Genomic DNA, 25,237 nt, shown 5'->3' with positions numbered 1-25,237 from the left:
ACTGTGCTGTCATTTAATTAATTGCATCTTAATTTCTTTAACAATCGCTCTATTACCCCTTGATTGAACAGTCAATCTTGCTATGTACAAACCATTGGCTAAATTATTTCCATCAAAAGTAACAGTATGGAAACCGGCGTTCTGTTGTGCGTTAATTAAAGTAGATATTTTTTGGCCCATTACATTATAAACTGATATTTCAATCTCTGATTGTTCAGGGAGTGCATAGGTTATTTCAGTACTAGGATTAAATGGGTTAGGGTAATTATTGAGTAAGTCAAATTCTTCAGGAAGTGATTTCTTATCTACGATTTCTCCTCCAAAACCTCCTATAATTGTGAAATAATGTTCGTCCTCATCTGATTTAGAAGCAGCATCATTTACAACTACTTTTACTCGTCCTCCATTTGGAGCACCTGCAGTATGAACATAGGTATTACCCGTAACTCCAAACACTTGAGACCAATAGGTTGAATTATCATTTTTATGGTACCAAGTATAGCTAAAGGGAGGTGTTCCAGTACCAGAAGCAATATTTGCAGTAAATGTTCCGGTAGTTCCCTGAAATAGATTAGTTGGTCCGTTAACAGTAACACTAGGTGCCGGAGCAGGGGGAGTTCCTTGAATTCCATGCACGGTGTAACCAAATGATACATTAGAAGGATGTTGCGGAACCCAACCTATTGTCGAAATTCCATCAATTGATTTTACGAAATAAACATATGATCTAAGTGTAGCTGAAGTATTTGTAACATTTATTACATCAGTATATCCAATTCCGTAATTAGGATTAGAGAGTGTCCAACCATTTGAGGCAACTCCTCTTCCCCAAACATGAGCTTCACTCATATATGAAAAAGAAATATTTTTCCGTACTTCATAACGTCTAACTAAGTAGGGGCCGTCTGCTAGTCCAGGTACACCGTAGAAAACATGTGAGTAATAACCTGTGGAGGAATAAGTAGTCCCACCTGTAGCTGTATGATGATTTAATATATAAGGCGATTGTAGTTGATCAATGGCATTTTTGATATTCAACCTGCCGTATCCATATTCAGGAGTAAAATTACTTCCATCCATCCCCTCAACTTTATCGGCACTTATTTTTAGAAGTTGTTGAATATCATCGTTAAATAAGTACTTTGGGATTTCCTGGTACCCATATTCAAAAAGGAGGGCTGCGGCACCAGAAACAATGCGCGCTGCCTGTGAGGTTCCGGATTGTATAACAGGATCATCCAGGTTTGAAAAGGTCCAAGTAGACAAAATGTCTTCACCCGGAGCAACCAAATCAATATGAGCTCCAGTCCTTGAGAAATTTGATATTATATCAGATCTATCCGTTGAACCCACCTGTATTAACGCATGACCAAAAGAGGCTGCCGGGTACTCCGGGCTTGAAGAATTTTGGTTTTCTCCAGGGCCTATATTGCCCATTGAATTCACATTGATTAACCCATACTTATATGAATAGGCAAATGCTTCATTCAATAATGTGATGGGGCCACTAGAGTTTGAGCTAAAATTAATGACACTTGCACCTTCATTTTTTGCCTGGATAATCTTGTTAAAAATTCCGCTGGCTCCGATAGAACTAACCGGGTTGCATGATTCATTGTAAATATTCTTTGAAATCAGTTGGGCATTACTGTTTACCCCTCGTACGGCTCCTGCTCCAATTTTTGCACCAACTAACCCCCCTATATGTGTTCCATGTGAATATATCAGCCTACAGTTACTAAAAGCACTATTCGGAGGATCATCTCCTGTTGTCTTGCCCGACAAGTCAATTTGATTATCATCAATACCCGTATCAATGATGGCGACTTTAACTGTTCCATCTCCGTCATATTCTTGCCATGCTTCAAATGCGTCAATGTCAGCATCTACTGTACCACCATTTTGGCCAGTATTATTTAAATGCCATTGATCAGGAACTTCATCATCATTTGGCATCTCAATTATTGTACTCGGAGTAATTCCCCAGTCTGGTTCAGCGAAAAGAACCCCCTTAGCACCTGAGAGAGCTTCTATTGCTTCTAATGCTTTCTTTTCAGAATTAAAGGACAAGGTAAATACTCTCGATAAATCCATTCTTTTGATCTTCCTACCATCGGGAGTAATCTCCACAGTATCCCTAGAAGAAAATTCGGAAAAAGTTTTTGAGATTTTATTCATGTTTAAAGCTGAAAGCCGGGTGTACAAGCCTTTTGAAGACCTTGCTAAGTCTGAAACATTGCTTATCTCATTCCTATCATTCGGAAGTTCCAAAGAATCAGGTTGAACATATACTACTACATTATATTTAGTGTTTTGTGCATAAATTAGGTGTGAGAAGAGCATAAATACACCTAAAAGTAGGGATAGTTTTTTCATGACGTTTAATTATTGGTTAGCTGGGTAGTTTTTCCCTGACCATCGACAATCCAAAGGAAGCCATTCTCTGGATCATTATTAGTGTATACAATGGATTTGCAATCGGCAGACCAGTTAGCATCTTCTGAGTATTCTTTAAGTACTTCAATGTTTTTAGTATCCAGGTTGAGAATGAAGCTGCTTAAAATGGCATTCTCAGATACCCCGTTAAACAAGAATTGATTGGTTGCACGGCAATGTTGTAAGTAGCTGCCAAGATTATAGTTTTCAAAAAAAGCAATTTCAGTTCGGGTGAGGCTATAGATATTAATGCTTGTTAAGACACTTGCCAATAAGTTTCCACCTTCATCCCGTAAAGAAGTTCTGTATAGTATGTCTTCATTGCTTATCCATTGTGGATCTACACCATGAACAATAAATGTTTCTTCCCCTTCTTCATCGGTAATCCAAACTCCTGAACGCATATTTTCCGAAGCTACAGATTTTGTAAAGGCAATGTATCTGCCATCCGGGCTCCAGCTGTGGGAATGATTATTACCAGGGGAATTGGTGACCTGTACCAGGGAATCAGACTGTACATTTTTTTTTAATATCTGCCCGAATTGTTTAAAGGCGATCCAGTTTCCATCCGGACTCCAAACAGGTTTATAGGCATTTCCAGTATGGAAAAATCTGTTTTCTGTACCGTCCGAATTTATTATGTATAGATTCCATACCCCTCCACTGTCAAAATGGGTATAAGCAATTCGTTCATCTTCTGGTGCCCAATCAGCTTCGGCATCTACTATTTTATAGTTAATTATTCCTGGGCTAATATCATCTTCTGGTGAGTTTTTAAATATATCACAGCCAGAAAGCAAAAAAAGGAATGCAGCAACCGAGTAGGATAGGTAAGTTTTATTTCTCTTCATGACATCTAAGTGGTTAGGTTTACAGTACTAAATAACAAACAAAAAAGAAAGGCTAGCTGTTGGTTTTTATCAATGATAATTCTCATTCGTCATCCTGAGCATACCTGCAGGATCTAACTGGGTAAACCCATCCGTTTAGATTCTTCGGCTGTAGTCCGCCTTCTAGAGTTTACGGCGGACAGGCCTCAGAATGACTCTAAATACTCCCTTAAAAATATCTATACATAACTTAAGGGCTTAGATGGTACATTAACGGCCATGAAGTTCTTCGAGGAAATAGTAGATCAGGCAGGGGATATCATCTTCTTTTGTGACATGGAAGGTAATTGCACCTTTGTTAATGCTTTTACTGAGCGTCTAATTGGCATGTCCAAAAAAGAGATTGTAGGCCGGCATTTTACCGACTTTGTGGCTGAAGAAGCCAAAGAGGAAGTAGCCAAACACTATATCGGGTTGTTGAGTACCCGCTTCGAAAACGATTACTATGAGTTCCCTGTCATAACCAGTACAGGCAATGTACTATGGGTTGGACAGTCAACCAATTTGCGGTTAGACTCTAATGGGCAACCCATCGGCTTTTTTGCCATTGCACGACCTATCACCAAGTTGAAATCCGTTCAGCATTCTTTGTCAGAAAGTGAAGCCAAAGTGCGCTCTATTATTGATTCTGCCTTGGATGCTGTAATTGTGATTAATGAAAACGGAATTATTACTGAGTGGAATAAACAGGCAGAACACACCTTTGGATGGAGTAAGGAACGAGCCCAGGGAATGCGCCTTTCCGAAACCATCATTCCTCCTGAATACCGGGAAGCTCATGAACGTGGAATGAAGCATTTCCTTAAAACCGGTGAGGGTCCTGTACTAAATCAAAGGATAGAGATTACAGCGATGCATGCATCAGGAAGAGTATTTCCTGTAGAGTTGACCATTATCCCTAACCAGATTGATGGAGTCTATTTCTTTAGTTCTTTTGTAAGGGATATTACCGAGGCAAAGAAATCGGAGCGACTACTAAAGGCTATTAATAACCTTGCCATATCATTGTTGGGCAAAACCAGTCTTGATGAAATTGCCTGGGAAATCACCAAAAATACTACCGAACAATTAGGCTTTGATGATTGTGTAGTTTATATCCTGGATGAAGACAAGCAGGAACTATATCAGTTAGCAGCTTATGGTGACAGTAAATCTGAAGATGGAAAAATCCTGAATCCCATTACCATTCCAGTGGGAAAAGGTATCGTTGGGCGAGTGGCTAAGATAGGTGCTCCTATCATAATAGATGACACCTCAAAAGAACCCGATTATATTGTAGATGATGAGACCCGGTATTCAGAGCTTACCGTACCCATTATTGAAGGAGATAAAGTAATAGGTGTGATTGATTCTGAGCATGAAGAAAAAGGATTCTATACCGAAGAGCATCTTCAGACGCTTACTACGGTGGCTAATTTGGTATCAGCTCAGTTGAATACGGCTATAGTCAATAACCAAAAACTTAAGGCGGAACAGTCGTTAAGGGAGAGTGAAGAGCGCTGGCAGAAGCTGGTTGAAAACCAACCGGAAGCGATTCAAATCACAGAAGAAGGGAAGGTAGTGTATCTTAATCAAGCTGGTATAGAGCTCTATGAAGCAACTTCTATGGAGCAGGTAATGGGAGAAAACCTCCTAGAGCTTGCTGGAAATACTCTGCGCTCTATGTTTGAGAAACGACTTGAACAGCTCAGAAAAGGAGAAAAAGTTCCCCCTATAGAATTTGAGATCAATACTTATAAGGGTAATACCAAAATTATTGAGGCTACTTCTTCGCCGGTTACCTATAATGGTAAATGGGCCATACAAACCATTGCACGGGACATCACAGAAAAGAAAGAAGCGGAAGAGCGCAAAGAAAAACTGTTAGCCGATCTGAAAGTAGCTAATGATAAGCTCAATGAGTTTGCCCATGTGGTTTCTCATGATCTTAAAGCTCCACTACGTGCCATCAGTTCATTAAGTGAATGGGTAGTTGAAGATTATAGAGATTCATTAGATGAAGAAGGGAAGCAGACATTGGAAATGATTATTGAAAACGTGGAGAAAATGGATGCACTTATTGAGGGCATTCTTACCTATTCCACATCTACATCCAAAAAGGAAGAGCTTGAGACCATTGATTTAAACGAACTGCTTAGTGAGGTAGTGAGCCGATTACATGTTCCAGAGCATATAAAACTGGAGGTTCAAAAAGAATTCCCGGAAGTACAGTTCAGCAGGGTGCAGTTAGGTCAGGTAATTCAAAACCTGGTAAGTAATGCCATCAAGTTCATGGACAAAAAAGAGGGATCGATTCGAATTGGATTTGAGGAACAGAAAGAGAAATGGTTGTGTTTTGTATCTGATAATGGTCCTGGTATTGATCAGGAAATCGGCAACGATGTCTTCAACCTTTTTTCTACCTTCCATGATAGCAAGGAAGGTTCCACGGGTATTGGGCTTTCTATTATTAAGAAGATTATGGAGAACCATCATGAAGATGTTTGGTTCGAAAGTACCACAGGGCAGGGTACCACCTTTTATTTTACCATAGGGAAATTTAACAACAATGAAAGATCAGAAATCAGTATTACTGCTCGAGGATAACGAGCTGGAAATAAAGAAAGTAGAGCGTGCTTTTTCAAAGCTTGGGATCACGAATGCGTTGATTTCGAAGCAAAATGGAAAAGAAGGTTTAAAGTGGCTTTCAGAAAATAGCACTAACCTTCCCGGGTTGATTCTTCTTGATCTAAATATGCCCGTAATGGATGGTTTTGAGTTCCTTGAGGAAATAAAAAAGGATGATGAGTTTAAAAAGATCCCTGTGGTAATAATGACAACGTCCAAACATCCTTCTGATAAACTCAAAGGTTTTGAGAGACAAGCGGCCGGTTATATGGTTAAACCAGTACGATATAGTGATTTTGTGGATATGCTCTCTACATTGAAGCACTATTGGTCTACCAGCGAAAGTGCTTATTAATATGAAATTCTACTACCTGGACGATAGCAAATTTGATCGAATGGCTTTTACGAGGTTAATGCGATCTTTTGAAGGCTTGACTTTCGAAGTAGTAGAAAGCTTTAAAGAGCTGGATGAAAAGTATTCCAAAGATGAAAGTGCAATACTGATTCGAGATTGCCATTTACCAGGAGAAAGAATCAATTCTCTGGATTTTTCTGCAACCTATTTTGTAAGTGGTAGCCGCCCTACGGAATCAATGAGATCAGCATTGGGAATTTCTGATGACCATTTCTTCTTAAAACCTCTAAATGAAGACCACATTAACAGAGTTATATATTCTAATCCTCAAACAGAAGAACTATTCGAGCTTGATTTCATCAAGGAACTATCAGGAGGAGACGAAGACTTCGAAAAGGAACTAATTAACATATTCATTGAAGAAGTCCCAAAGCAATGTTCCCAGCTTGAAGAGGCGTTAAGTGGAGAAGATCAGAATACGGTGGCTGAGGTACTTCATGCTTTACGTACTAAGATTCGCACATTTGGGATTGAAAATGTAGATCTTATCGCAGAAGAAATTGAATATAAAACTAAAGAGAACGCCATAACCGATTGGGAGAGTGCCGGTAAAGATATTGAGAGTATCGTTCGGGATTTAGAATCGGTGGTAGTAAAAATGAAAGAGTTATTATGAAATGTGTAATTATTGATGATGAAAAAACGGCTAGGCTAACGCTTTCAAAGTTGTGTGAACGCGTAGGAGATATCGAAGTACTGGCTGAATTCGAAAACCCGGCAGACGCTCTGACTTTTCTTGCTGAAAACCAGATCGATCTGCTATTTCTCGATATTCATATGCCGGAACTAAAAGGTTCTGAATTTGTGAAGTCAGTTTCAGAGCTTCCCGATGTAGTAATGACTACTACTGATCCCAGCTTTGCCCTTGAAGCTTTCCAGTACAACGTAGTTGATTATCTGGTTAAGCCTATTTCTCTGGGTAGATTCTTAAAAACCATGGAAAAGGTAAAAGCTAAGAAGACTGAGGCGCCAAAATCCGAAGAGGAGACCTCCATTTTTGTTAACATCAATTCGAGACTAGTAAAACTCAATTTTGATGAAGTGCAGATTATTGAGGCGAAAGGAGACTATGTGCAGATCAAAACAGAGGATAAGAAATACACGGTCCACAATACGCTCAAAAAGATTGAGGAAAAGCTTCCTGTTTCGAAGTTCTTAAAAGTGCATCGTTCGTATATCATAAACCTGGATAAAATTGTGGATATAGAGGATAACAGTATCCTAATCGCAGAAGAGATTATTCCGGTAAGCAGAGCAAACCGGGAAGTGTTGCTTAACAGATTAAATATGTTGTAGTCATTGCGAAGGAGTCAGCATAGCCCGCCTTCCAAAGTTTTCTATGGTGGGCAGGCACGACTGAAGCAATCTCAGGATATTTACCCATATAGTTGAGATTGCTTCTCCCGACATTCGTCGGGATCGCAAAGGTGGTTAGGCTGAACGTTCAACGTTGGGTGTTCGAAGTTCAATGTTCAACTGTTCAATGTCCCCACGGTTCCATTCACCGACAGATAGCTTCCATTCGTCGAAGAATCTCATCTAGGAAGCTCTAAGCGACTAGCTTTGGAAAAAAAGTAGTCGTGAAATCTCTCAAAACATATTACATCATAGCATTGTTGAGCGTGCAGGCACAGGCACAGGAATACAATGTCTTTATCAACGATTTGCTCCGGTTCTCCTCAGGAAATATTTCCAGTGCTCTGGTTGATAAATACTACAGTGAAGCAAGTCTGTATAACAGAGACTTTGGACTTGAATTTAGATCATCAGTAAACCACAAATTTGGAGAAGGTTTTATTGAAGATGACCTTGGGCTCTCAAATCTTCAAACATTTTATAAAGCCGGTGTAAACTGGAATATCCTTTCAGAAGGATTTTATGATCGAAGGCTGAAAGCAAATCAATCATTGCTAAAAGCAGAGTTTGAAGAACTAAATGCACTCGATCAATCTAAAAGGGAAGGCTATTACTTTCAGTACGCCTATGCTTCCTATTACTTCGAGAAAAAATTAATCGATTATTATGATTCCAGGATTAGTCTCCTCAGAAGTAAGGCTCCATTGTTTAGTTCTTTAAGAGAAGAAGGGTACTTCACCAACAGAGAACTGATGGATTTAGAAGCCAGGATGGAGGAAGCTCAATTTCAAAAGGATGTACTCATTTCGTCCACTCAGTCATTTGAAGCCATCTTTTCGGTACAGCTACCTTATGTAACAGCCTCAGGGATCTATGGCTTCGAGGAATTACCTCATATTAACCTTGAAGAATTGGTGTTTGATCTTGAATTCAGTCCAAATCTGGCAAAAAAGAAGGAGCTGAATAAAGCACTTATCGAGGAACCAAATTTCTGGTCAAATAATGTTCGTTTAAATGCACACTTATACTATAACCATCAGGTTAGTTTTAGTGATGATAGAAGAGATTATGTATCAGTAGGAGTATCTCTTGCGGTTCCCTTGTCTAATTCAAAAAAGGAGATCCGACAAAAATATAACTCTGAAGTAAAATACCTGGATGAAGTTTATGAATATGAACTTTCGAACAGGAAGAAAGAGATCCTGATGCTCTATCAGGAGTACACCTATAAGCAAAAACAGCGTTTGAATACCATAGCTTTGGAAAAGAAGCTCGCTGAAAAGCTTCGGGTATTAGACTTACAGAAAAAGAGTGTGAATACAACCATTCCTGCCATCGATGCATCTTTGCTGCAGGACGAATACCTGGCTGTCCAAATCGAAACAGCTGGTCTTACCAAACAAATGACTCAGCTACTCTTGAAGATCAATCTGCTTTTAGTAGATAGTAGCATCGAAAAGTATCTGGTCTATAAAACTGAAAACCTCATTGTCAAAAATGCGGAGGTAGAATAATGGAACAATTTAGCTTTAACCAGGGCAATGCAACTATCAGAACCCTGAAGGAACCACCGAAGAAAAAGAATAAACTAAACACAGACCGTGTACTCTTTTTAGCGCTACTATTTATCGTAGGATTGTATGGAGCATTTAAGCTTTATAAAGGCATCGCCATCATCGAAATCGATGGAATGGTGACCATGGAGAAGCTGGAAGTCCATTTTACGGATGATATCAGGATAAACTCCATGTATGTAGAAGAAGGTGCTACTATCCAAAAAGGAGATACCTTATTCAGATATCTAAACCAGTATTTTGAAAATGATGGGGCTAGTTACTCTAATATCGTATCTAATAAAGAGCGAATTAATCGCGAGATTCTTGGGCTTACCCGTCAGTTAAACGAGAAGCGAACTGAGCGACAGATTCTTCAAAATCGACTGGCAGAAGAGCAGAAAGAACTAGAAAAGACCAGGGAACTGGTAGCACTTGCTGCCTTAACCAAAGGCTCGTTTGATGATCAGCAACGGATTATGGTAAATACCCAGGATGACCTTGATCTGGTGAAAGAGGAAATCAGATTTCTAATCCGTCATATTGATCAGCTTACCCGGTTGAAAAGGGAGTATAGTATTTCGGCTTCATTTGGTGGGAATTCTGTTCAAAAGCGATTGTACATAGCTCCAACAGATGGAATCATAGGTCGCATAGCTGTGAATGAGAATGAAGTATGTTATGAAGGAGACCAGGTAATGGCTATTCACCAACCTGAAAAAGTTCGAATCCAGGCGTACTTCACCCAGGAGGAATCGGATAAAGTGGAAGTAGGAAGGATAGTTACCCTTGAATTCCCGGATGGTACCAAGCAGAAGGGGATTATCGACAAGTTTTATGTATCCACTTACGAACTACCGCCTGAATTTCAGAAAAAATATGAGCCTACAGAACGCTCAATCTTAGCAGACATCGTCCCGGTTAATAAGGAGGACCTGGAAGGCTGGAAGCAGTTCTACAAGATGTCGGTAAAAGTATCCCTTGGAAGGTTCAATTGAGAAAACGACTACACAGGGCTGGCACGTTGGTAGCGTTCCAGCTTTTTTTTTGTTTTAGGTCATTCTGAGCGAGAGCGAAGAATCTAAACGGGTGGGTTTACCCGACTAGATCCTTCGCAAGTATGCTCAGGATGACTTCTTAAAAAAGACAAGCAGAGCCCCACTCATCGGCACAAACCTGCCATTCGCCGAAAAAGCCCGGATGCAGCCCTATAAATATAGATTTTCGGATTGCACATTAACCAAATAAAAAACAATGAAAACAAAACTACTCATTCTCACTGTCGGAGTGCTACTGCTTTACGGTTGTAGCCCATCCTTTGATGTGGACACTGAGGAGATATCAGAGGAAGAAGTTTCCTTTGAACATAACAAAGAGGTGCTGAATACCCGGGTTAATTATATCAATAAACCTTTACAGGTGAATAGCTCCGGGCAGGCCACCATCTTTGATCCTGAATCAAAACTTAAGGGAGCACTTTCTCTTGAGGATTCAGAAGAGTTAGAACATACCTGGTACTTTGTAGCCGAAGTGGAGTCTCCGATTTTTCAGGGGCATAAGCTTAGTGCTACCCATGTGCAGGTAGTAGACGATAAAGCCTATGTTTCTTACAACAAACAAGGTGATATTCACCTTGGAGGATTGGAGGTGTTTGATTTATCAAACCGAGCTTATCCGGAACTTGTAAGCCAGGCTCTATTCGATAAATCTGATGTTAACGCCATTACTGTTGATTACGAAGGTGATGAATTCAGCCGGAGAATCTGGCTGGCCCTGTCTCATAAGAATAAGGGAGCAGTAGTTCGCCAAATTCAATTAAAAGACGGATTAATATCAGAAGACATAAAAAACGTTTCCCTTTCCAGGTTTACCGATTCCGGTATATCAGCATCCGCAAATGGGATTGTTCGTTCAGGTAACGAACTCTATGTAACCGCAGGGAAAACTCATGGCGGAACCTACTCATTTGATGTCAATAACCTCAGTTTTAATCACTCTGAGCAATATTCCGATGCAAAATATGTAGCCACTAACGGTAGTGTTCCTTACGCTTCTTCTGTGGTAACATTAGTTACCGGGGATGATGCAGAGCTTAAAATCAAACAGGTTGGTAGTTCTGAGGAATCCAAAAGTGTAAATATTGGGACAGCTACACACCAAAATGTTGAACGATCCTATCGGGGGAAATCCACTCTTCACTTTGCGCAGAGGTATCCGGAAGTGGTATTTGTTACTATGGGCTATGATGGATTGAAAGGATTCGACATCTATACAGATGAAGAATTGTATTCAACTCCTTCTAATATCCTAACCAAAGGAAATACCAATGGGGTAACCAGCGATGATGACTATATCTACATCGCCAATGGTGCTGATGGTATTTCTGTATTGGATATGCCGGAAAGTCCTGGTGAAATGAATCCGATTTTCCACTGGGATTTGAATGAAGCTCCCGCATCGGCTAACTATATGACAACTGATGGGGAATGGATCTTCGTAGCTAAAGGTGGAGAAGGGCTCAAAATTCTTAGGAAAGGAACCCTGGGAGAGCACCAAACCATGTTTGGACATGATAATAGTGGGGTACCCCACGGAATGGAGCCTGAAGACGTGGAAGTATGTAGTGAGCTACTTCCTAATCTTTTCCGGAATGTACTTCCGGAACGGAGCAATGTACTTGTTGCACATCCAGAGTATTTCGACAATCCTAACAGGGAAATCGAATTGCTTAAAGATGATAAAGTATATGTGACCTTTATTAGTGAAGGGGCGGGGTACAGAAACACCTTAGGCTATTATTACTATCATAAAGATGACCCTCCACAAACAGCTGAGGACTTGAATAAAGTAGTGATCTTCCCAAATGCTTCTGCAAAGTATTCAGGTGGCGAGCTTATACAGGGTAACACCATGAAGCTATTAGGTGAATTTGAAGAGGGGACCGTAATAGGTTTCTATGTGATCTCTAATGGATGGAAAGGGAGTAAAATAACAGACGGGATCTACACCCAGTACACCATACCTGAGTTCAATGTAAGTGAGAAACAACAAAGCATCATTTTTTTTGATCAGGGTTGTCAAAGTATTGTACTTGCATTCGAAGATATCGCACTTCCCCAGGGCGATAAGGATTATAATGATGCCATTTTTATGGTCTCGACCGATGATCCGGCTTCGATTAATACAACTCAGTTTATTCAGAAATAGAGAAGGTTAATGACGTAATACTAAAAGCCGGTTTCTGGAAAGGGACCGGCTTTTGTGTGTGTGATGACTTAGAACTCCAATAAAGTCATCCTGAGCATACTTGCGAAGGATCTAGTCGGGTAAACCCACCCGTTTAGATTCTTCGGCGATAGCCTCAGAATGACCTGTTTGGGAAGAGAATATCCGCGAGGAACGAAGCGGTCTCAGTGTAGAGCAATTGCTTAGAGATTGCTTCTCCTTATGTATCAGGATTACGTAAAGGGGAAGTAAGAATATTCATCAGGGAACTAAGAACTAAGAGTAAAGTCCAACTCTATTCTTAACTCCTTGTTCTTCATATAATATTCTTACTTCAATAGGCCAACCCCAATCCCATACCAATCATCGATAGATATCTGCCATTCATCGATAATCTCACAGAAAGCCTGATTTAGTAGGTAGATTTGCATCAGAAATTAAAAACACAACTAAATCAACAGAACAATGAACAATTCAGCTAAAAAAATCGACTTCAATCAGTCCTCAGCACCAGCTTTAAGACTGATAAAACATGATGACAACATTTACTCAAGACTTGCATTAGGCGAATCAAAACTAGCCATGGTTGGTCTTGGATATGTTGGATTACCAATCGCATTAGAATTCGCAAGAAACTTTAATGTAATCGGCTTCGACATAAACGAAGCTCGTGTAGAAATGATGAGGGAGGGAATCGATCCTTCTAAAGAATTAGATGCAGAAGCATTTGAAGAGAAGAACATCAAGTTCACTCATAAGTTAGATCAAATTGCAGAAGCAGAATTCTATGTGGTGGCAGTACCTACTCCAATCGATCATAGAAGAGAACCAAATTTAACTCCACTTAAAAAGGCAACTGCTTCGGTAGCGGAAGTACTTAAAAAAGGAGATTACGTGGTTTTTGAATCTACCGTGTACCCTGGATGTACGGAAGAAGTGTGTGTTCCTATCCTTGAACGAATTTCAGGATTAACATTAAACGAAGATTTCAAGATCGGTTATTCTCCTGAGCGCATTAATCCAGGTGACAAAGTTCATACTGTGACCAACATCACCAAAGTGGTCTCAGGAAGTGATGAAGAAGCATTAACAGAAATTGCTAAAGTGTATGAAAGCATTATAACTGCCGGAATTCACAAAGCAAGTACCATTAAAGTTGCAGAGGCTTCTAAAATCATTGAAAACACTCAACGTGATGTAAATATCGCATTGATGAATGAGCTTTCTATGATCTTCGACAAGCTTGGAATTAATACTAACGATGTATTAGAAGCAGCAGGGACAAAGTGGAACTTCTTAAAATTCTTCCCTGGCCTTGTAGGTGGTCACTGTATAGGTGTTGATCCATACTATCTCGCTTATAAAGCGAAAGAGGTAAAAGTTGATCCTAAAGTAATTGCCAGCTCACGCTTCAGGAATGATGGAATGCCATATAACATCGCGTTCAAAATTTCTCAGAAGCTTGAAGAACTAGGCAAAAACCCAAAGTCATCTACTGTTTTAGTTAAAGGAATCACCTTTAAAGAGAACGTGAGTGATATCCGTAACTCGAAAGTTGCCGATGTGGTTAAAAAGCTTGCCTTATTTGGTATCAAGTGCTGGGTAGAAGACCCCCATGCCGATCCTGAAGAAGTACGTGAGGAATATGGTTTCCACTGCTCGAAAGAAGAGCATAAAGGTAACTTCGATGTGGTAATCATGGCTGTAGCTCATGATGAATACAAAGACATCAGCGAAGAAGAACTAGCTTCTGTTTCTAAGCCTGACACGATCTTTTACGATGTAAGAGGTATGATCAAAGGCAGAACTTCTGAAGAACAACATTACATGTCACTTTAATCCCAGGCTATTAAAAGCTGGTGACTATCATGTTTGAACTAGTACAACACCCACAACATCAACCTAGCATACTTGAATTTGAGAATGGCTCAATTCAGGTATTGCTAGCAGTTGATGATCAGGGATTCGGATTACAGGAGATCCAGCGAGTTGATGCAGTACTTGTTCAGACGGCTAACTCATCTAACGCGAAAGAAATTCTGAGGTCCATCAGAATCCAAAAAAACCGACAACTTGCACTTACTCCTGTATTCATAAGCTCAAGTGTTCCTGGATGCCGAAAGATCGAATTCTTATTTGATGGCACTTATTCAACCGATACAGAGAGCTTAATGCTTCAAAAGATCAAGCATATTCGAGCTCAGCTCCGCTCATTCACTTTTGATGTACATCAACTAGACTATAACCATTCATTACTTCAGGCAGCACTTCAATATTCGCACTCAAGAGGCTGCACATTGAAGCCAATGAGAGAAAGAAATTCAAAGATTGGGTATTCATATCCATTCTTAGGCTCAATCATACGAGATGATGAAAGCCAAAAAGTAGTAGAATTGATGGAGCAATCTATCAAGGAGGGGTACTTCGCAAAAAAATCCCTTGATAAAGTACACACCTGCAAAAAGTGTTCTGGGGGGTATTTGAACTACAGGGAATGCTGCCCTAAATGTGGTTCTTCTGATCTCCAAACCGATGATTTGATTCATCACTTTGTGTGTGCCCATATTGCGCCAGAAAGCGATTTCAAAACTGACAACGATACCATGGAATGTCCAAAGTGTAGTAAAGAACTGAGACATATTGGTATCGATTATGATAAGCCCTCTTCTATGCATACTTGCAACAACTGCAGTCACCAATTTCAGCAACCTGAAATAAAGGCTTTATGCATCGATTGCGGGTGTGATAACCAACTAAAGCAACTCGGAAATATTGAGATTTCGGAATATGCCATTACTCCAATGGGTGAGTACGCGGCTATTAACGGCATGCATGTGAAATCAAAGAAAGCTGAAAAGAAAGGCTCAAAAACTGTTAGTGAACAAATATTTGAGCTGTTCAAGAGCCAGGAGATTCAACGAATTGCAAAAAGCGGGCATCAAAGTTGGGAAGGGTCATTACGAGTGAACCTAGACTTTATGACTGCCTTTCACCCTGAACAACAAGAACTCATCCAATCTGAAATTTGCGGTATAATCTCTAATTACCTCGATAGTGTAGATGTACTTTCAAGCCCAACCACTTCCTGGTTTAGATTTATGCTGGTGGACTATTCGAAAGAGCGAGCAGCTGAAATTGGAGAAATAATCCAAAGAAATATCGAGAAATTGCTTGCTGATGGTCCCGGAAAAGATCAATCAGTGGTGGAAACACTAATTACATCGCTAGGAGAGGAAGGATAGATGTTTGAGCAGCTAACACCCGAATATATCCAGTACTGGTTTGCCGTAGGCTTCAACAAATTCTTAAGGGTATTCTGGTACTTCTGCATCTTTGAATTTACCCGGTATATCATCATTGATTACATCGTTCTCTTCTTTCAAAACCTGACTAAGAAAAGCGATGATGAGAAATTTCAAAAAGCAAGACATGAGCTCTTCCTCGAAAACCCATTGATCTCCATAATTATCCCAGGGAAAAACGAGGGGGCTCATCTTTTTAAACTAACTAAATCCCTTGCAGAACAGACTTATCAAAACTTCGAACTCATCATTGTTGACGACGGCTCTGATGACGATACCCCAATTATTGGGAAAAACCTTGAGAGGCTTGGTTTGATCGATATGTTCATCCGGAATGAAATGAGGGGAGGGAAAGCCTCAGCAGCTAACCTGGCCTTGCGCTATGCAAAAGGAAAATTCATCGTTCACCTTGATGCTGATTGCTCTTTTGATCGCGATGCTATCGAGCAAGTAGTGATTCCTTTTTACTATGATGAAAAGATCGGGGCAGTTGGAGGAAATGTTAAAGTGAGAAATTATAAAGATAGCCTCTGTGCCTCGCTTCAGGCGATTGAGTATCTAAAGACGGTATCAGTTGGCCGAATTATCACTTCCTATTTGGGTATCTATAAGATCATTTCTGGTGCCTTTGGCGCCTTTCGGCCTGAGATCCTGGATAAAATAGGAGGCTGGGATATTGGCCCTGGGTTAGATGGAGATATTACCGTTAAAATCAGGAAGTGCGGGTATAAGACAGTATTTGCTCCAAAAGCGATTTGTCTGACCAATGCTCCCTCGAAATTTAAAGTGCTAAAAAAGCAACGGCTCCGATGGGATAAATCCATCATTCGATTTAGAGTACGAAAGCACAGAGATGTGTATTTCCCACATGCCAATTTTAGTTGGAGTAATTTCTTCGCTCTTTTTGAAAACGTATTCTATAACGTAATCCTGGATATCATGTGGTTGTTATATATGATTGATATCATTTTCAATTACAGTTCTTCACTTCACTTCATCATTCCAATGAATTTTACACTATATGTAGCAATGAGCTATGTGCAAATGGGTAGCATATTGTTATTCACTGAACGAAAAAAGGAAGAAACCAAGCTTCTAAAATTTGTTCCTCTTATGACGCTTTATACAGGTGTTTTCCTGCGATTGGTCCGGACTACCGCTTATTACCAGGAATTCTTCTTTAAGCGTTCGTATGAAGATCCCTGGAATCCAGTGAAGTCATCCTCCATGGCTAAGAAGTATGGGCTGTAGTCTACCAATCCTTTCTTCTAACAAACATATCGGGATATCTAGTGAATAAAGAATCAATAGTTGTAATCTCCCATTGAATTAACAGAGGAAGTAGATCTGTGGGCCAATCTTTTTCTCCAAAATCAAAATCTTTGAAATAGCTAAGATAGGAATTGATAAAGCTTTCTTTTAATTCATTAAAACTTGAATCAGTTACCTCTAGATTAAATTCGAAGTTCACATAAAAGCAAGGATGCTCAAACATTGATTTAGATGTATCTACGTCAAAAATTCCTGGTTGTAGTACAAAGGCAAAGGTGTCCTCTTGAAAAGTGAAATAAGTCCAAGTGTTAATACTGTATTTAAGAGGTTCTATGTTGGTGAACTCGAAGTATCCCGTGTCATCTGTAGTAGTTCGTAACTCATTAAAAAGGGGAAGATTGTATTCATCATATAGGTATATAGTAGCTCCTTCAACCGCTGAACTATCACTTCTGTCAGTTACAAACCCACAAATATTAGGCTGACCAACCAGACTACCAGAAAAACCCATGATAACTAATAGTGGTAATACTGAAATCTTGCTATTAGTTTTAGTTGCCATCACCAGGTCTTTTCTTGAATAAAGCTGGTCTCGGATCTTTTAAATGCGAAACCAGGCGCATGTACTTTTGGCCTTACAAAGTTGTACACTCCTAAGGGAAGAACAAAAAACTCTCTTGTATGCATCCCGACAGACATTGCTCCTTGAGTCTGATTCTTTAATTGATGATTGCTCAGGATGTATTTCATGGAAAAGCCAAAATTGAGATCGTAGCCTTGTTTCATGAAATATTCGCCTTCAAGAGTGGCTACACCCGGTTGATACACAAAAGCGAAGCTATCAGCATCGACTTCATAGAAAACGGAAACATTTACACTGTAACGCCCTTCAGGAAGATCAAATTCATAATACCCGCTTTTATCTGTGGTGGTGTTTATTGGAGGATCAAAGGAGATATTGTATTCATTATGAACAAACACTAAAGCTCCTTCTATGGGTTCAGCCTCACCAAAGTCTATTACATATCCTGAAATAGAATATTGAGCATATAACGGAGAAATAATGAATAGGAATAAGGAAGCAATTAACGCTGTTTTCATCTGGTTTTAAATAATTTGATTTGGAAACATGAGTATCGGTTATACCTAAACATCCTCTTCAAGTTCAATGGGAGGTTTTTCTTCCCTAAAGATCACTGCTGCATCGGCAAAGCGGGTGGCTAATCCAACCATGACTAACCGGTCACCAGTTTCGAGTTTAAAGGAACCTGCTGGATTCCCAATGTTTCGTTCTCCACGATGAACGGTGAGTACGGTGATTTCGTATTCATTACGAAGTTTCAATTCGGCCAATGTTTTACCTGAAGCATAACTTCCTTCTCGAACTACTACCGCTCTGGTATGGAGGCCTTCTTCATCAAGTCCTTGCAGTACCATAAGATGAGCTTCCTGTATGCTCCCTCTCATAATCTGGTAATCTTCGGCGCGGAGCTCCCTAATGTGTTGCTGGATCTCTTCCTCAGAAATCATATAGGCACTCATCACATTTGAGAAAAGTCGCACAGTGGTTTCCATTTCTTCGGGTACAACAGTATCAGCCCCGGCGATTTCCATCGCTTCCGCCTGAGCCAGGTACCGGGTCCTTACAATGACCTGTAAAGTTGGATTTAAATATTTGGCGAGTTTTATAATCCTTGGATTGGCATCCAGGTCATTAATGGCAATTACACACAGCTTGGCCTTTTCAATTTGGGCATGTTCCAGGATATGGCTTCGGGTTGCATCCCCATAAATAGCATTGATGCCATTTTTGTGCATCTCATTCACTGATTTAGGGTTCATTTCAATTACAATGAACGGAATATTTGTATCCGCAAATATTCGTGCCAAATTACGGCCAGCAGGCCCATATCCAACCAGGATGACATGATCTTCCAGTTTAACGTTTAGCTTGGCATCCTTATCCTTTTTTCTTTTCTCTCCCAGTTTCTTGAGGGGAGTCTTAGAAAGGATTTCTCCCACTTTTGGGCTAATAGATAAAAAGAAGGGAGTTAAGAGCATAAGAATAACAGAAACGGCGATGAACATCTGTGAGCCTAGCTCTCCAAATCCACCCGGGTCCAGGCCTGCCTTGCGGCCTTCGCGTTCCAGTACAAAAGAGAACTCACCAATTTGAGATAATACAATCCCCGAAGCCGCTGCTACTCGAATGGGGTAGCCTAGTATCAAAAGGCTGACCGAGCTAAGGATAAACTTTAGAACCAATACTCCCGAGGCAATACCCAGAAGAAGGAGTGGGTATTCAAGCACGAATTTAACATCCAGCAACATTCCCACCGAAACAAAGAAAACGGCGTTAAAAATGGTCTTGAGGGGTATAATTTCACTAAGGGCGTGGTCGCTGTAATGACTTTCACTTACTACTAAACCGGCTAGAAAAGCTCCAAGAGCAAGACTTACATTAGCGAGATTTGTTAACGCTGCTGTTCCAAAACAGATTGCCATTACGGTTAGTAAAAAAAGTTCCTGGCGACGTGTTTGAGCAACTTTGTCTAAAATCCAGGGGACAATTTTCCTGGCCAAAAGTACAATTCCCACAATGAGTAATACTGCTTTCCCTAGAACCAGTAAAATGTCTGCAGTAGATCCACTTTCTCCAGATAGTAGGGGAACCAGCAACACCATAGCAATGATGGCAAAATCCTGGAAAATGAGTACAGCTAAAGAAAGTCGGCCTACTGGGCTATCAGTTTTTTTCTGTTCACTAAGCAATCCAAGAATAATGGCAGTAGAGCTTAATGCAACCAGGAAGCCTGTATAAATACCAATCTTCCAGTTAATGTTAAGTAATAAAAATATGCCTACTACTGAAGCCACCGTTAGCAAAACCTGGACTCCGCCACCTATGAAAATAGCCGACTTTATGCGCGCTAGTTTTTCAAGGCTAAACTCTATACCAATAGTGAACAGAAGCAAAATAATTCCTATCTCAGCAAGCATATCAACCAGCTCCTGATCCTGAACCAGTCCAAGAGCATTAGGGCCAATAACAACTCCTGCGATTAGAAAACCAACAATTGGAACCAGTTTTAATTTGTAGCAAATGAAAGCAATCAGCACACTTACAAGGAAGAGAGCAACGATTTCATTTAAAAAGGGCAAGCTTACAGCAAAAAACATAGGGGAGTATTGAGCGTCTAAAGATGATTTTTAAAAATAGAGACTTGAGGCAAATAAGTTCTACTTAAATAAAATAATAATGGGCAAAAAGTAACGCTCTTTAAGATAAGAGCATCTTATAAATACAATATGAATGTCATTCCGCGGCGAAAGCCGGAATCTAAATTTACATTAAAAAAGCGAAATCTAGATTCCTGCCTTCGCAGGAATGACTTAGGACTTTCCTGAGAGTTTAATCTCAACTCACATAAAACTGATGCTAAAAAAGCAAAATCAAAAAGAAAACGCTTCCACTAAAATTGATAACAAAAACATAACTTTCAGTTTTATTTGTAGAGAAAAAGCTACAATTTCAAGCTGAACGATTTACAGCCACCAATCACACATAATGAGCACACAGGATCAGGTTCGTGAGGATGTCACCATTCGCTTTGCAGGTGACTCCGGCGATGGAATGCAGCTTACGGGGTCGCTATTCACCAATACTACCGCGCTTCTTGGAAACGACTTAAGAACCCTCCCGGAATTTCCCGCTGAAATCAGAGCTCCTCAAGGTACGGTACCCGGAGTTTCTTCTTTTCAACTTCAATTTGGGAGCCGACAAATTTTAACTCCCGGGGATGAATGTGACGCCCTGGTAGTCATGAATTCAGCTGCGTTGAAAGCAAATTTAAGCCTCCTTAAAAAAGGCGGTACCATCATAGCCAATACTGCAGGCTTCGATAAAAAGAATTTAAACCTTGCTAAGTATCCCGAAGGAGTAAATCCGCTTGAAGATGGTTCCCTGGATAAATATGAGGTCATCGAAATTGATGTAACCAAACTGGTTAAGGAAGCTTTAGCTGATATGAACCTTCCTTATAAAGACCAGGAGCGTTCAAAGAATATGTTTGTTTTGGGGATGCTTTACTGGATGTATAACCGTCCCATGGATTCAACCATTGATTTCCTGAACCAGAAATTTGGGAAAAAACCTGAAATTGCTGAAGCAAATATCAAAGTGCTTAAAGCCGGGTACTATTATGGAGAAACAGCAGAGATTTTCAATTCCAGGGTTACCGTCAAACAAGCAGACCTAGAACCAGGTACCTATCGAAATATTACTGGAAATGAAGCGCTGGTGCTTGGCCTGGTAGCTGCGGCAAGGAAAAGTAATCTTCCTTTATTTTTGGGTACCTATCCGATTACTCCAGCATCTGATGTACTTCATGGCCTGGCTAAACACAAGAAATTTGGGATTACAACCTTTCAAGCAGAGGATGAAATTGCAGCATGTGCCTCTGCAATAGGCGCTTCGTTCGGAGGAAGCATTGGTGTTACCAGTTCTTCAGGACCTGGTATTGCTCTTAAAGGTGAGGCTATTGGATTAGCAGTTATGCTTGAGCTTCCTTTGGTAGTATTGAATATTCAGAGGGCAGGACCTTCTACAGGGATGCCTACCAAAACGGAACAAGCCGATTTAATGCAGGCTGTATACGGCCGTAACGGGGAAAGCCCTTTGCTGGTTGTGGCTCCAAAATCTCCAGCTGATTGTTTTGAGATGGCTTTTGAAGCTGTACGAATTTCTTTAGAGCATATGACTCCGGTGATCTTTCTTTCGGATGGATATATAGCCAATGGCTCTGAGCCATGGAAATTTCCTAATTCAGAAGACCTGAAAGACATCAAGGTGGAATTCGAAGGCCCTCGTCATTCAGAAGAAGATGGAGCATTTATGCCTTATAAGCGTGATGCACGTCTTGTTAGAAAATGGGCGATCCCTGGTACCCAGGGCATCGAACATCGTGTGGGAGGCCTTGAGAAAGAAGATGTGACCGGTAATGTTTCTTATGATCCGGACAATCATCAGAAAATGACAGATATACGAAGGGATAAACGAGATTTGGTAGCGCAGAATATTCCTGAGCAGGATATCGATCAGGGTAATGAGTCTGGTGATATTCTAGTATTAGGATGGGGTGGAACTTATGGTGCTATTCGAACCGTGGTTCATCAGTTAAGAAAAGAAGGCATGGATATTTCTCATGCCCATCTTCGATATATCAATCCTTTTCCTAAGAATATGGAGTCGTTACTCAAGAGCTTCAAAAAGATCATCGTACCGGAAATCAACGATGGGCAGTTAGTACGGTTGATTAGATCGGAGTTTCTTATTCCGGCAGTACCTATCAATAAAGTGAAGGGGAGGCCTTTCGGGGTTTCTGAATTAAAACAAGAAATTCTTCAGCTCGTTGAAAAACAACCCGCATAACCTAATCCAGGAATTATGGCAGTAGAAACACTTATCGATAAATTTGTACAGCTTCATGAAGCCGATTTAACCAACTTACCCGCTTATTCATCCAAAGATTTTGCTTCCGACCAGGATGTGCGTTGGTGCCCCGGTTGTGGGGATTACACCATTCTGAAGCAGGTACAAAATGCAATGCCTGAATTGGGTATTGCCAAAAAAGATATTGTATTCATTTCCGGAATTGGCTGTTCGTCAAGGTTTCCTTATTACATGGATACCTTTGGCATGCATTCTATTCACGGACGAGCACCAGCTATTGCCACGGGACTAAAAACAAGTCGTCCCGACTTAACGGTTTGGATTATCACGGGTGATGGAGATTCTCTTTCTATTGGAGCCAATCACTTTACTCAGCTTTTACGCCGTAATGTGAATGTGAATCTTTTGTTATTCAACAATGAAATTTATGGCTTAACCAAGGGTCAATATTCACCAGCTTCTCCTAAAGGATTGGTGACAAAATCTACCCCATATGGCTCAATAGATAATCCTTTTAACCCATTGGCGCTCAGCCTTGGAGCAGATGGTAGTTTTGTTGCCAGAGCTATGGACAGAGATCCTAAGCACTTAAAGGAAATGATCCTTCGGAGTCACAAGCATAAGGGGACATCCATGCTGGAAATCTACCAGAATTGCATTGTGTTTAATGATGGGGCTTTTGAGTTGTTTACTGATAAGAAAACCCGTCCGCAGGAAGCGATTTACCTGGAGCATGGCCAACCTATGGTGTTTGGTAAGGAAAACGATAAAGGAGTGAGGCTAAATGGCTTGGTTCCTGAAGTTGTAGAACTTGGAGATTCTTTCTCAAAAGATGATATATGGGTACATGATGAGCAGGATGCTACTAAAGCTCACTTACTTTCACGTTTCTTTGAGCATCCTCCAAATGGAGAAGGGGTTCAATTCCCACGGCCTTTTGGGGTTCTCTATGCAGTTGATCGCCCTTGCTACGATGAAGGAGTGGTAGAGCAGGTACAGCATGCCAAAGATACTCAGGGTGAAGCTGATCTAGATGCTTTGCTAAGAGGCGGTGAAACCTGGCAAGTGAAGTAATTACACAGACACAGGTTATATTTTAGCTGTGATAAAGTTTTGATAGTGCTTCTTGTTCTAATTTTCGCATTCGATCTGAACCCTCCAGCCCTTAATTAGAAGCCAAAGCATGAAGATTACTTCTCCAAAATAGGTGATCATTACATAGTCCATTTGTACTGCGGGAAAGAAGAAGGTTCTTAACGTATCTACCAAATAGCCTGCTCCGGCTATGATCAGTAGAATTCCGAAAATCTTTGGAACATAGTGAGCCTTATAGACCAGGACTCCTAGCAGAATCAGGTAAAGACTGAAAAAAGAAAAGGCAAAGCTCCATTGGAGATTGAAGTTTCTTATCGAAAGAAGAACCTCGGAATGAATCGAGTTCTCAAATACGGTCAGGTAACTGGCAGCTTGCGTTAGATTGAGCACACCTACCAGGTTAAGCAGGGCAGAGAGTGTAATTACAGCAAACACTAATCGGAAGAGTGCTGTTAGTAAAGAAAAGTTTTTATTGACGGGCTTAAGGAACAAGTACAATGCCCAAGCAACAACTACATCACAGATCAAGGTGATTAAATGAAGGAATATTCCAATAGTGAATAGACCTCGATTTTCCTGAATGTTGCTAAAAGTAACCTCAGCGTTTCTGTAGTCGATTAGTTTAGGGAAAACAGCGAATTCAGCTATAGGGGCTGTAAGCACCATAATGAAAATCCCGATTCCTGCGATTAATGCCGCTTTTTGAATTTGAGTGTTCATATCAGGCTTTGATTGGAATTAGTGAAATGAAAAAAGCGAAGGCTATGAGCCCTCGCTTATAATGCTTAATCCAAGTCTCTGTAAAGCTCAGATACCATTTCTTCTCTCTTGAGAATACCGTCTTCTATATACTCTCCATTGTCAGTAATCAGGTTAAACTGATCAGCGGCTTTCCATTCGATTTGTATTGGATCACTTTCAGGATCGGTGAATAGTTGAAGCATCCCGTCAATAATTTCATACTGAGTAACAACTACGGTATCAGAAAATCCAACACTTATCTTGAGATCACCTTGTCTTTCGAATCCATATACAGTGTCCAGGATACTCATATCAACTGATTCGGTGTTTACCAATACATCGTTTTCATAGAACCGGGTAGTAGAGGTTGTATACATCCAGTCTCCATAAATCTCGCCTAATGCGTTGTTTATGACTACAGAGGTTACTGTTTCGTATTCTTCACCATCACTTGTTGCTATTACTGTAATGCTGGTTTCTCCGTTTGGAAAGTCTTCGCTATCGAATTCAAACTCATAGGGAGCTTCTGATAGGGCTCCAATCTGGCTATCATTGATGATAATCGCGATCTCAGAAACATTGGATGACTCCGGATTAAGTAATTCAACTTCAATAGTAGTTGAACCATAAATAAAACTCCCGCTAGCAGGGTTGTTGATCTCTAATTCTGGTTCTTCATACTTATTCCCTGAGGTGCTATCACACGCGTTGATTAAGAGTGCGAATGCGCTGCAGATAATGAATAGTTTAAACTTCATGTTTTCTCCTTGTTTATTGATTTAAAGCCTATAACAGGCGTTTTTAGAACGAACAAGGTTACGAAGCTTATTGAGCTTTGAACGTGAACTTTAGGTGATCAACGTACTAGTAAAATGGTGAACATCAGGTGATCA

At 40.4% G+C, this 25,237-nt stretch carries 19 protein-coding genes; 12 read left to right on the top strand and 7 right to left on the bottom strand.

From position 1 onward, the window contains the following. Nucleotides 1-9: 9 nt before the first annotated feature. On the bottom strand, nucleotides 10-2,376 hold the full coding sequence (locus ED557_01245; protein RNC85429.1) for a T9SS C-terminal target domain-containing protein: 2,367 nt from the start codon (nucleotides 2,374-2,376) through the stop codon (nucleotides 10-12). 5 nt (nucleotides 2,377-2,381) lie between these two features. Continuing rightward, nucleotides 2,382-3,287, bottom strand: coding sequence for a hypothetical protein (locus tag ED557_01240; protein RNC85428.1), 906 nt, complete (start codon nucleotides 3,285-3,287; stop codon nucleotides 2,382-2,384). A gap of 258 nt (nucleotides 3,288-3,545) precedes the next feature. Between ED557_01240 and ED557_01235 the strand changes: the two genes are divergently transcribed. The 10 genes from ED557_01235 to ED557_01190 all read left to right on the top strand — a co-directional run bounded on the left by ED557_01235 (nucleotide 3,546) and on the right by ED557_01190 (nucleotide 17,035). Next, nucleotides 3,546-5,912, top strand: coding sequence for a PAS domain S-box protein (locus tag ED557_01235; protein RNC85427.1), 2,367 nt, complete (start codon nucleotides 3,546-3,548; stop codon nucleotides 5,910-5,912). Next, on the top strand, nucleotides 5,875-6,288 hold the full coding sequence (locus ED557_01230) for a response regulator (GenBank protein RNC85426.1): 414 nt from the start codon (nucleotides 5,875-5,877) through the stop codon (nucleotides 6,286-6,288). Before ED557_01235 ends, ED557_01230 begins: the two co-directional genes overlap by 38 nt. 1 nt (nucleotide 6,289) lies before the next feature. After that, the gene (locus ED557_01225) at nucleotides 6,290-6,964 is read left to right on the top strand and encodes an Hpt domain-containing protein (GenBank protein RNC85425.1); all 675 of its coding nucleotides are present in this window, start codon (nucleotides 6,290-6,292) and stop codon (nucleotides 6,962-6,964) included. After that, the gene (locus ED557_01220) at nucleotides 6,961-7,644 is read left to right on the top strand and encodes a DNA-binding response regulator (GenBank protein ID RNC85424.1); all 684 of its coding nucleotides are present in this window, start codon (nucleotides 6,961-6,963) and stop codon (nucleotides 7,642-7,644) included. The genes ED557_01225 and ED557_01220 overlap by 4 nt, the downstream gene beginning before the upstream one ends. 326 nt (nucleotides 7,645-7,970) lie before the next feature. Then, a complete protein-coding gene (locus ED557_01215; protein ID RNC85423.1) occupies nucleotides 7,971-9,218 on the top strand; it encodes a hypothetical protein in 1,248 nt (415 codons plus the stop codon). Continuing rightward, complete coding sequence (locus ED557_01210) at nucleotides 9,218-10,255, top strand: HlyD family efflux transporter periplasmic adaptor subunit (GenBank protein ID RNC85422.1); 1,038 nt, start codon at nucleotides 9,218-9,220, stop codon at nucleotides 10,253-10,255. Before ED557_01215 ends, ED557_01210 begins: the two co-directional genes overlap by 1 nt. A gap of 256 nt (nucleotides 10,256-10,511) precedes the next feature. Next, complete coding sequence (locus ED557_01205; protein ID RNC85421.1) at nucleotides 10,512-12,464, top strand: DUF4114 domain-containing protein; 1,953 nt, start codon at nucleotides 10,512-10,514, stop codon at nucleotides 12,462-12,464. A 561-nt stretch (nucleotides 12,465-13,025) separates the two neighbouring features. Then, entirely contained in the window at nucleotides 13,026-14,321 is a 1,296-nt protein-coding gene (locus ED557_01200) for a nucleotide sugar dehydrogenase (protein ID RNC86132.1), read from the top strand. Between the two features lie 29 nt (nucleotides 14,322-14,350). Next, a complete protein-coding gene (locus ED557_01195) occupies nucleotides 14,351-15,724 on the top strand; it encodes a hypothetical protein (GenBank protein RNC85420.1) in 1,374 nt (457 codons plus the stop codon). After that, nucleotides 15,725-17,035, top strand: a complete 1,311-nt coding sequence (locus ED557_01190) for a glycosyltransferase family 2 protein (protein ID RNC85419.1) — start codon at nucleotides 15,725-15,727, stop codon at nucleotides 17,033-17,035. A 1-nt stretch (nucleotide 17,036) separates the two neighbouring features. Here the strand turns inward: ED557_01190 and ED557_01185 are convergent, their stop codons facing one another. From ED557_01185 to ED557_01175, 3 genes are read right to left on the bottom strand one after another with little or no spacing between them, the layout of a single operon-like run. Then, a complete protein-coding gene (locus ED557_01185) occupies nucleotides 17,037-17,618 on the bottom strand; it encodes a carboxypeptidase regulatory-like domain-containing protein (GenBank protein ID RNC85418.1) in 582 nt (193 codons plus the stop codon). Further along, nucleotides 17,618-18,157 (bottom strand): carboxypeptidase regulatory-like domain-containing protein, encoded by a 540-nt coding sequence (locus tag ED557_01180; protein RNC85417.1) that lies wholly within the window; start codon nucleotides 18,155-18,157, stop codon nucleotides 17,618-17,620. The genes ED557_01185 and ED557_01180 overlap by 1 nt, the downstream gene beginning before the upstream one ends. A gap of 45 nt (nucleotides 18,158-18,202) precedes the next feature. After that, nucleotides 18,203-20,236, bottom strand: coding sequence for a sodium:proton exchanger (locus ED557_01175; protein ID RNC85416.1), 2,034 nt, complete (start codon nucleotides 20,234-20,236; stop codon nucleotides 18,203-18,205). Between the two features lie 388 nt (nucleotides 20,237-20,624). Between ED557_01175 and ED557_01170 the strand changes: the two genes are divergently transcribed. Both ED557_01170 and ED557_01165 read left to right on the top strand, forming a co-directional pair. Next, nucleotides 20,625-22,487, top strand: coding sequence for a 2-oxoacid:acceptor oxidoreductase subunit alpha (locus tag ED557_01170; protein RNC85415.1), 1,863 nt, complete (start codon nucleotides 20,625-20,627; stop codon nucleotides 22,485-22,487). Nucleotides 22,488-22,502: 15 nt separating this feature from the next. Next, a complete protein-coding gene (locus tag ED557_01165; protein ID RNC85414.1) occupies nucleotides 22,503-23,582 on the top strand; it encodes a 2-oxoacid:ferredoxin oxidoreductase subunit beta in 1,080 nt (359 codons plus the stop codon). A 57-nt stretch (nucleotides 23,583-23,639) separates the two neighbouring features. On the opposite strand, the gene ED557_01160 is transcribed toward ED557_01165, so the two are convergent. Both ED557_01160 and ED557_01155 read right to left on the bottom strand, forming a co-directional pair. After that, on the bottom strand, nucleotides 23,640-24,323 hold the full coding sequence (locus tag ED557_01160; protein RNC85413.1) for a DUF4386 domain-containing protein: 684 nt from the start codon (nucleotides 24,321-24,323) through the stop codon (nucleotides 23,640-23,642). A 65-nt stretch (nucleotides 24,324-24,388) separates the two neighbouring features. Continuing rightward, nucleotides 24,389-25,102, bottom strand: coding sequence for a hypothetical protein (locus ED557_01155; GenBank protein RNC85412.1), 714 nt, complete (start codon nucleotides 25,100-25,102; stop codon nucleotides 24,389-24,391). Nucleotides 25,103-25,237 lie beyond the last annotated feature (135 nt).

Source organism: Balneola sp. (genome assembly GCA_003712055.1).
Taxonomy (GTDB): Bacteria; Bacteroidota; Rhodothermia; order Balneolales; family Balneolaceae; genus RHLJ01.
Note: the sequence above shows the minus strand (reverse complement) of the source record. Positions and strands in the feature narration are given on the sequence as shown.

Coding starts and splice junctions, on each gene's coding strand:
- ED557_01175 (RNC85416.1), bottom strand. CDS start 20,236: ATGTTTTTTGCTGTAAGCTTGCCCTTTTTAAATGAAATCGTTGCTCTC.
- ED557_01220 (RNC85424.1), top strand. CDS start 6,961: ATGAAATGTGTAATTATTGATGATGAAAAAACGGCTAGGCTAACGCTT.
- ED557_01180 (RNC85417.1), bottom strand. CDS start 18,157: ATGAAAACAGCGTTAATTGCTTCCTTATTCCTATTCATTATTTCTCCG.
- ED557_01235 (RNC85427.1), top strand. CDS start 3,546: ATGAAGTTCTTCGAGGAAATAGTAGATCAGGCAGGGGATATCATCTTC.
- ED557_01170 (RNC85415.1), top strand. CDS start 20,625: ATGAGCACACAGGATCAGGTTCGTGAGGATGTCACCATTCGCTTTGCA.
- ED557_01230 (RNC85426.1), top strand. CDS start 5,875: ATGAAAGATCAGAAATCAGTATTACTGCTCGAGGATAACGAGCTGGAA.
- ED557_01245 (RNC85429.1), bottom strand. CDS start 2,376: ATGAAAAAACTATCCCTACTTTTAGGTGTATTTATGCTCTTCTCACAC.
- ED557_01240 (RNC85428.1), bottom strand. CDS start 3,287: ATGAAGAGAAATAAAACTTACCTATCCTACTCGGTTGCTGCATTCCTT.
- ED557_01210 (RNC85422.1), top strand. CDS start 9,218: ATGGAACAATTTAGCTTTAACCAGGGCAATGCAACTATCAGAACCCTG.
- ED557_01205 (RNC85421.1), top strand. CDS start 10,512: ATGAAAACAAAACTACTCATTCTCACTGTCGGAGTGCTACTGCTTTAC.
- ED557_01160 (RNC85413.1), bottom strand. CDS start 24,323: ATGAACACTCAAATTCAAAAAGCGGCATTAATCGCAGGAATCGGGATT.
- ED557_01165 (RNC85414.1), top strand. CDS start 22,503: ATGGCAGTAGAAACACTTATCGATAAATTTGTACAGCTTCATGAAGCC.
- ED557_01225 (RNC85425.1), top strand. CDS start 6,290: ATGAAATTCTACTACCTGGACGATAGCAAATTTGATCGAATGGCTTTT.
- ED557_01195 (RNC85420.1), top strand. CDS start 14,351: ATGTTTGAACTAGTACAACACCCACAACATCAACCTAGCATACTTGAA.
- ED557_01185 (RNC85418.1), bottom strand. CDS start 17,618: ATGGCAACTAAAACTAATAGCAAGATTTCAGTATTACCACTATTAGTT.
- ED557_01155 (RNC85412.1), bottom strand. CDS start 25,102: ATGAAGTTTAAACTATTCATTATCTGCAGCGCATTCGCACTCTTAATC.
- ED557_01190 (RNC85419.1), top strand. CDS start 15,725: ATGTTTGAGCAGCTAACACCCGAATATATCCAGTACTGGTTTGCCGTA.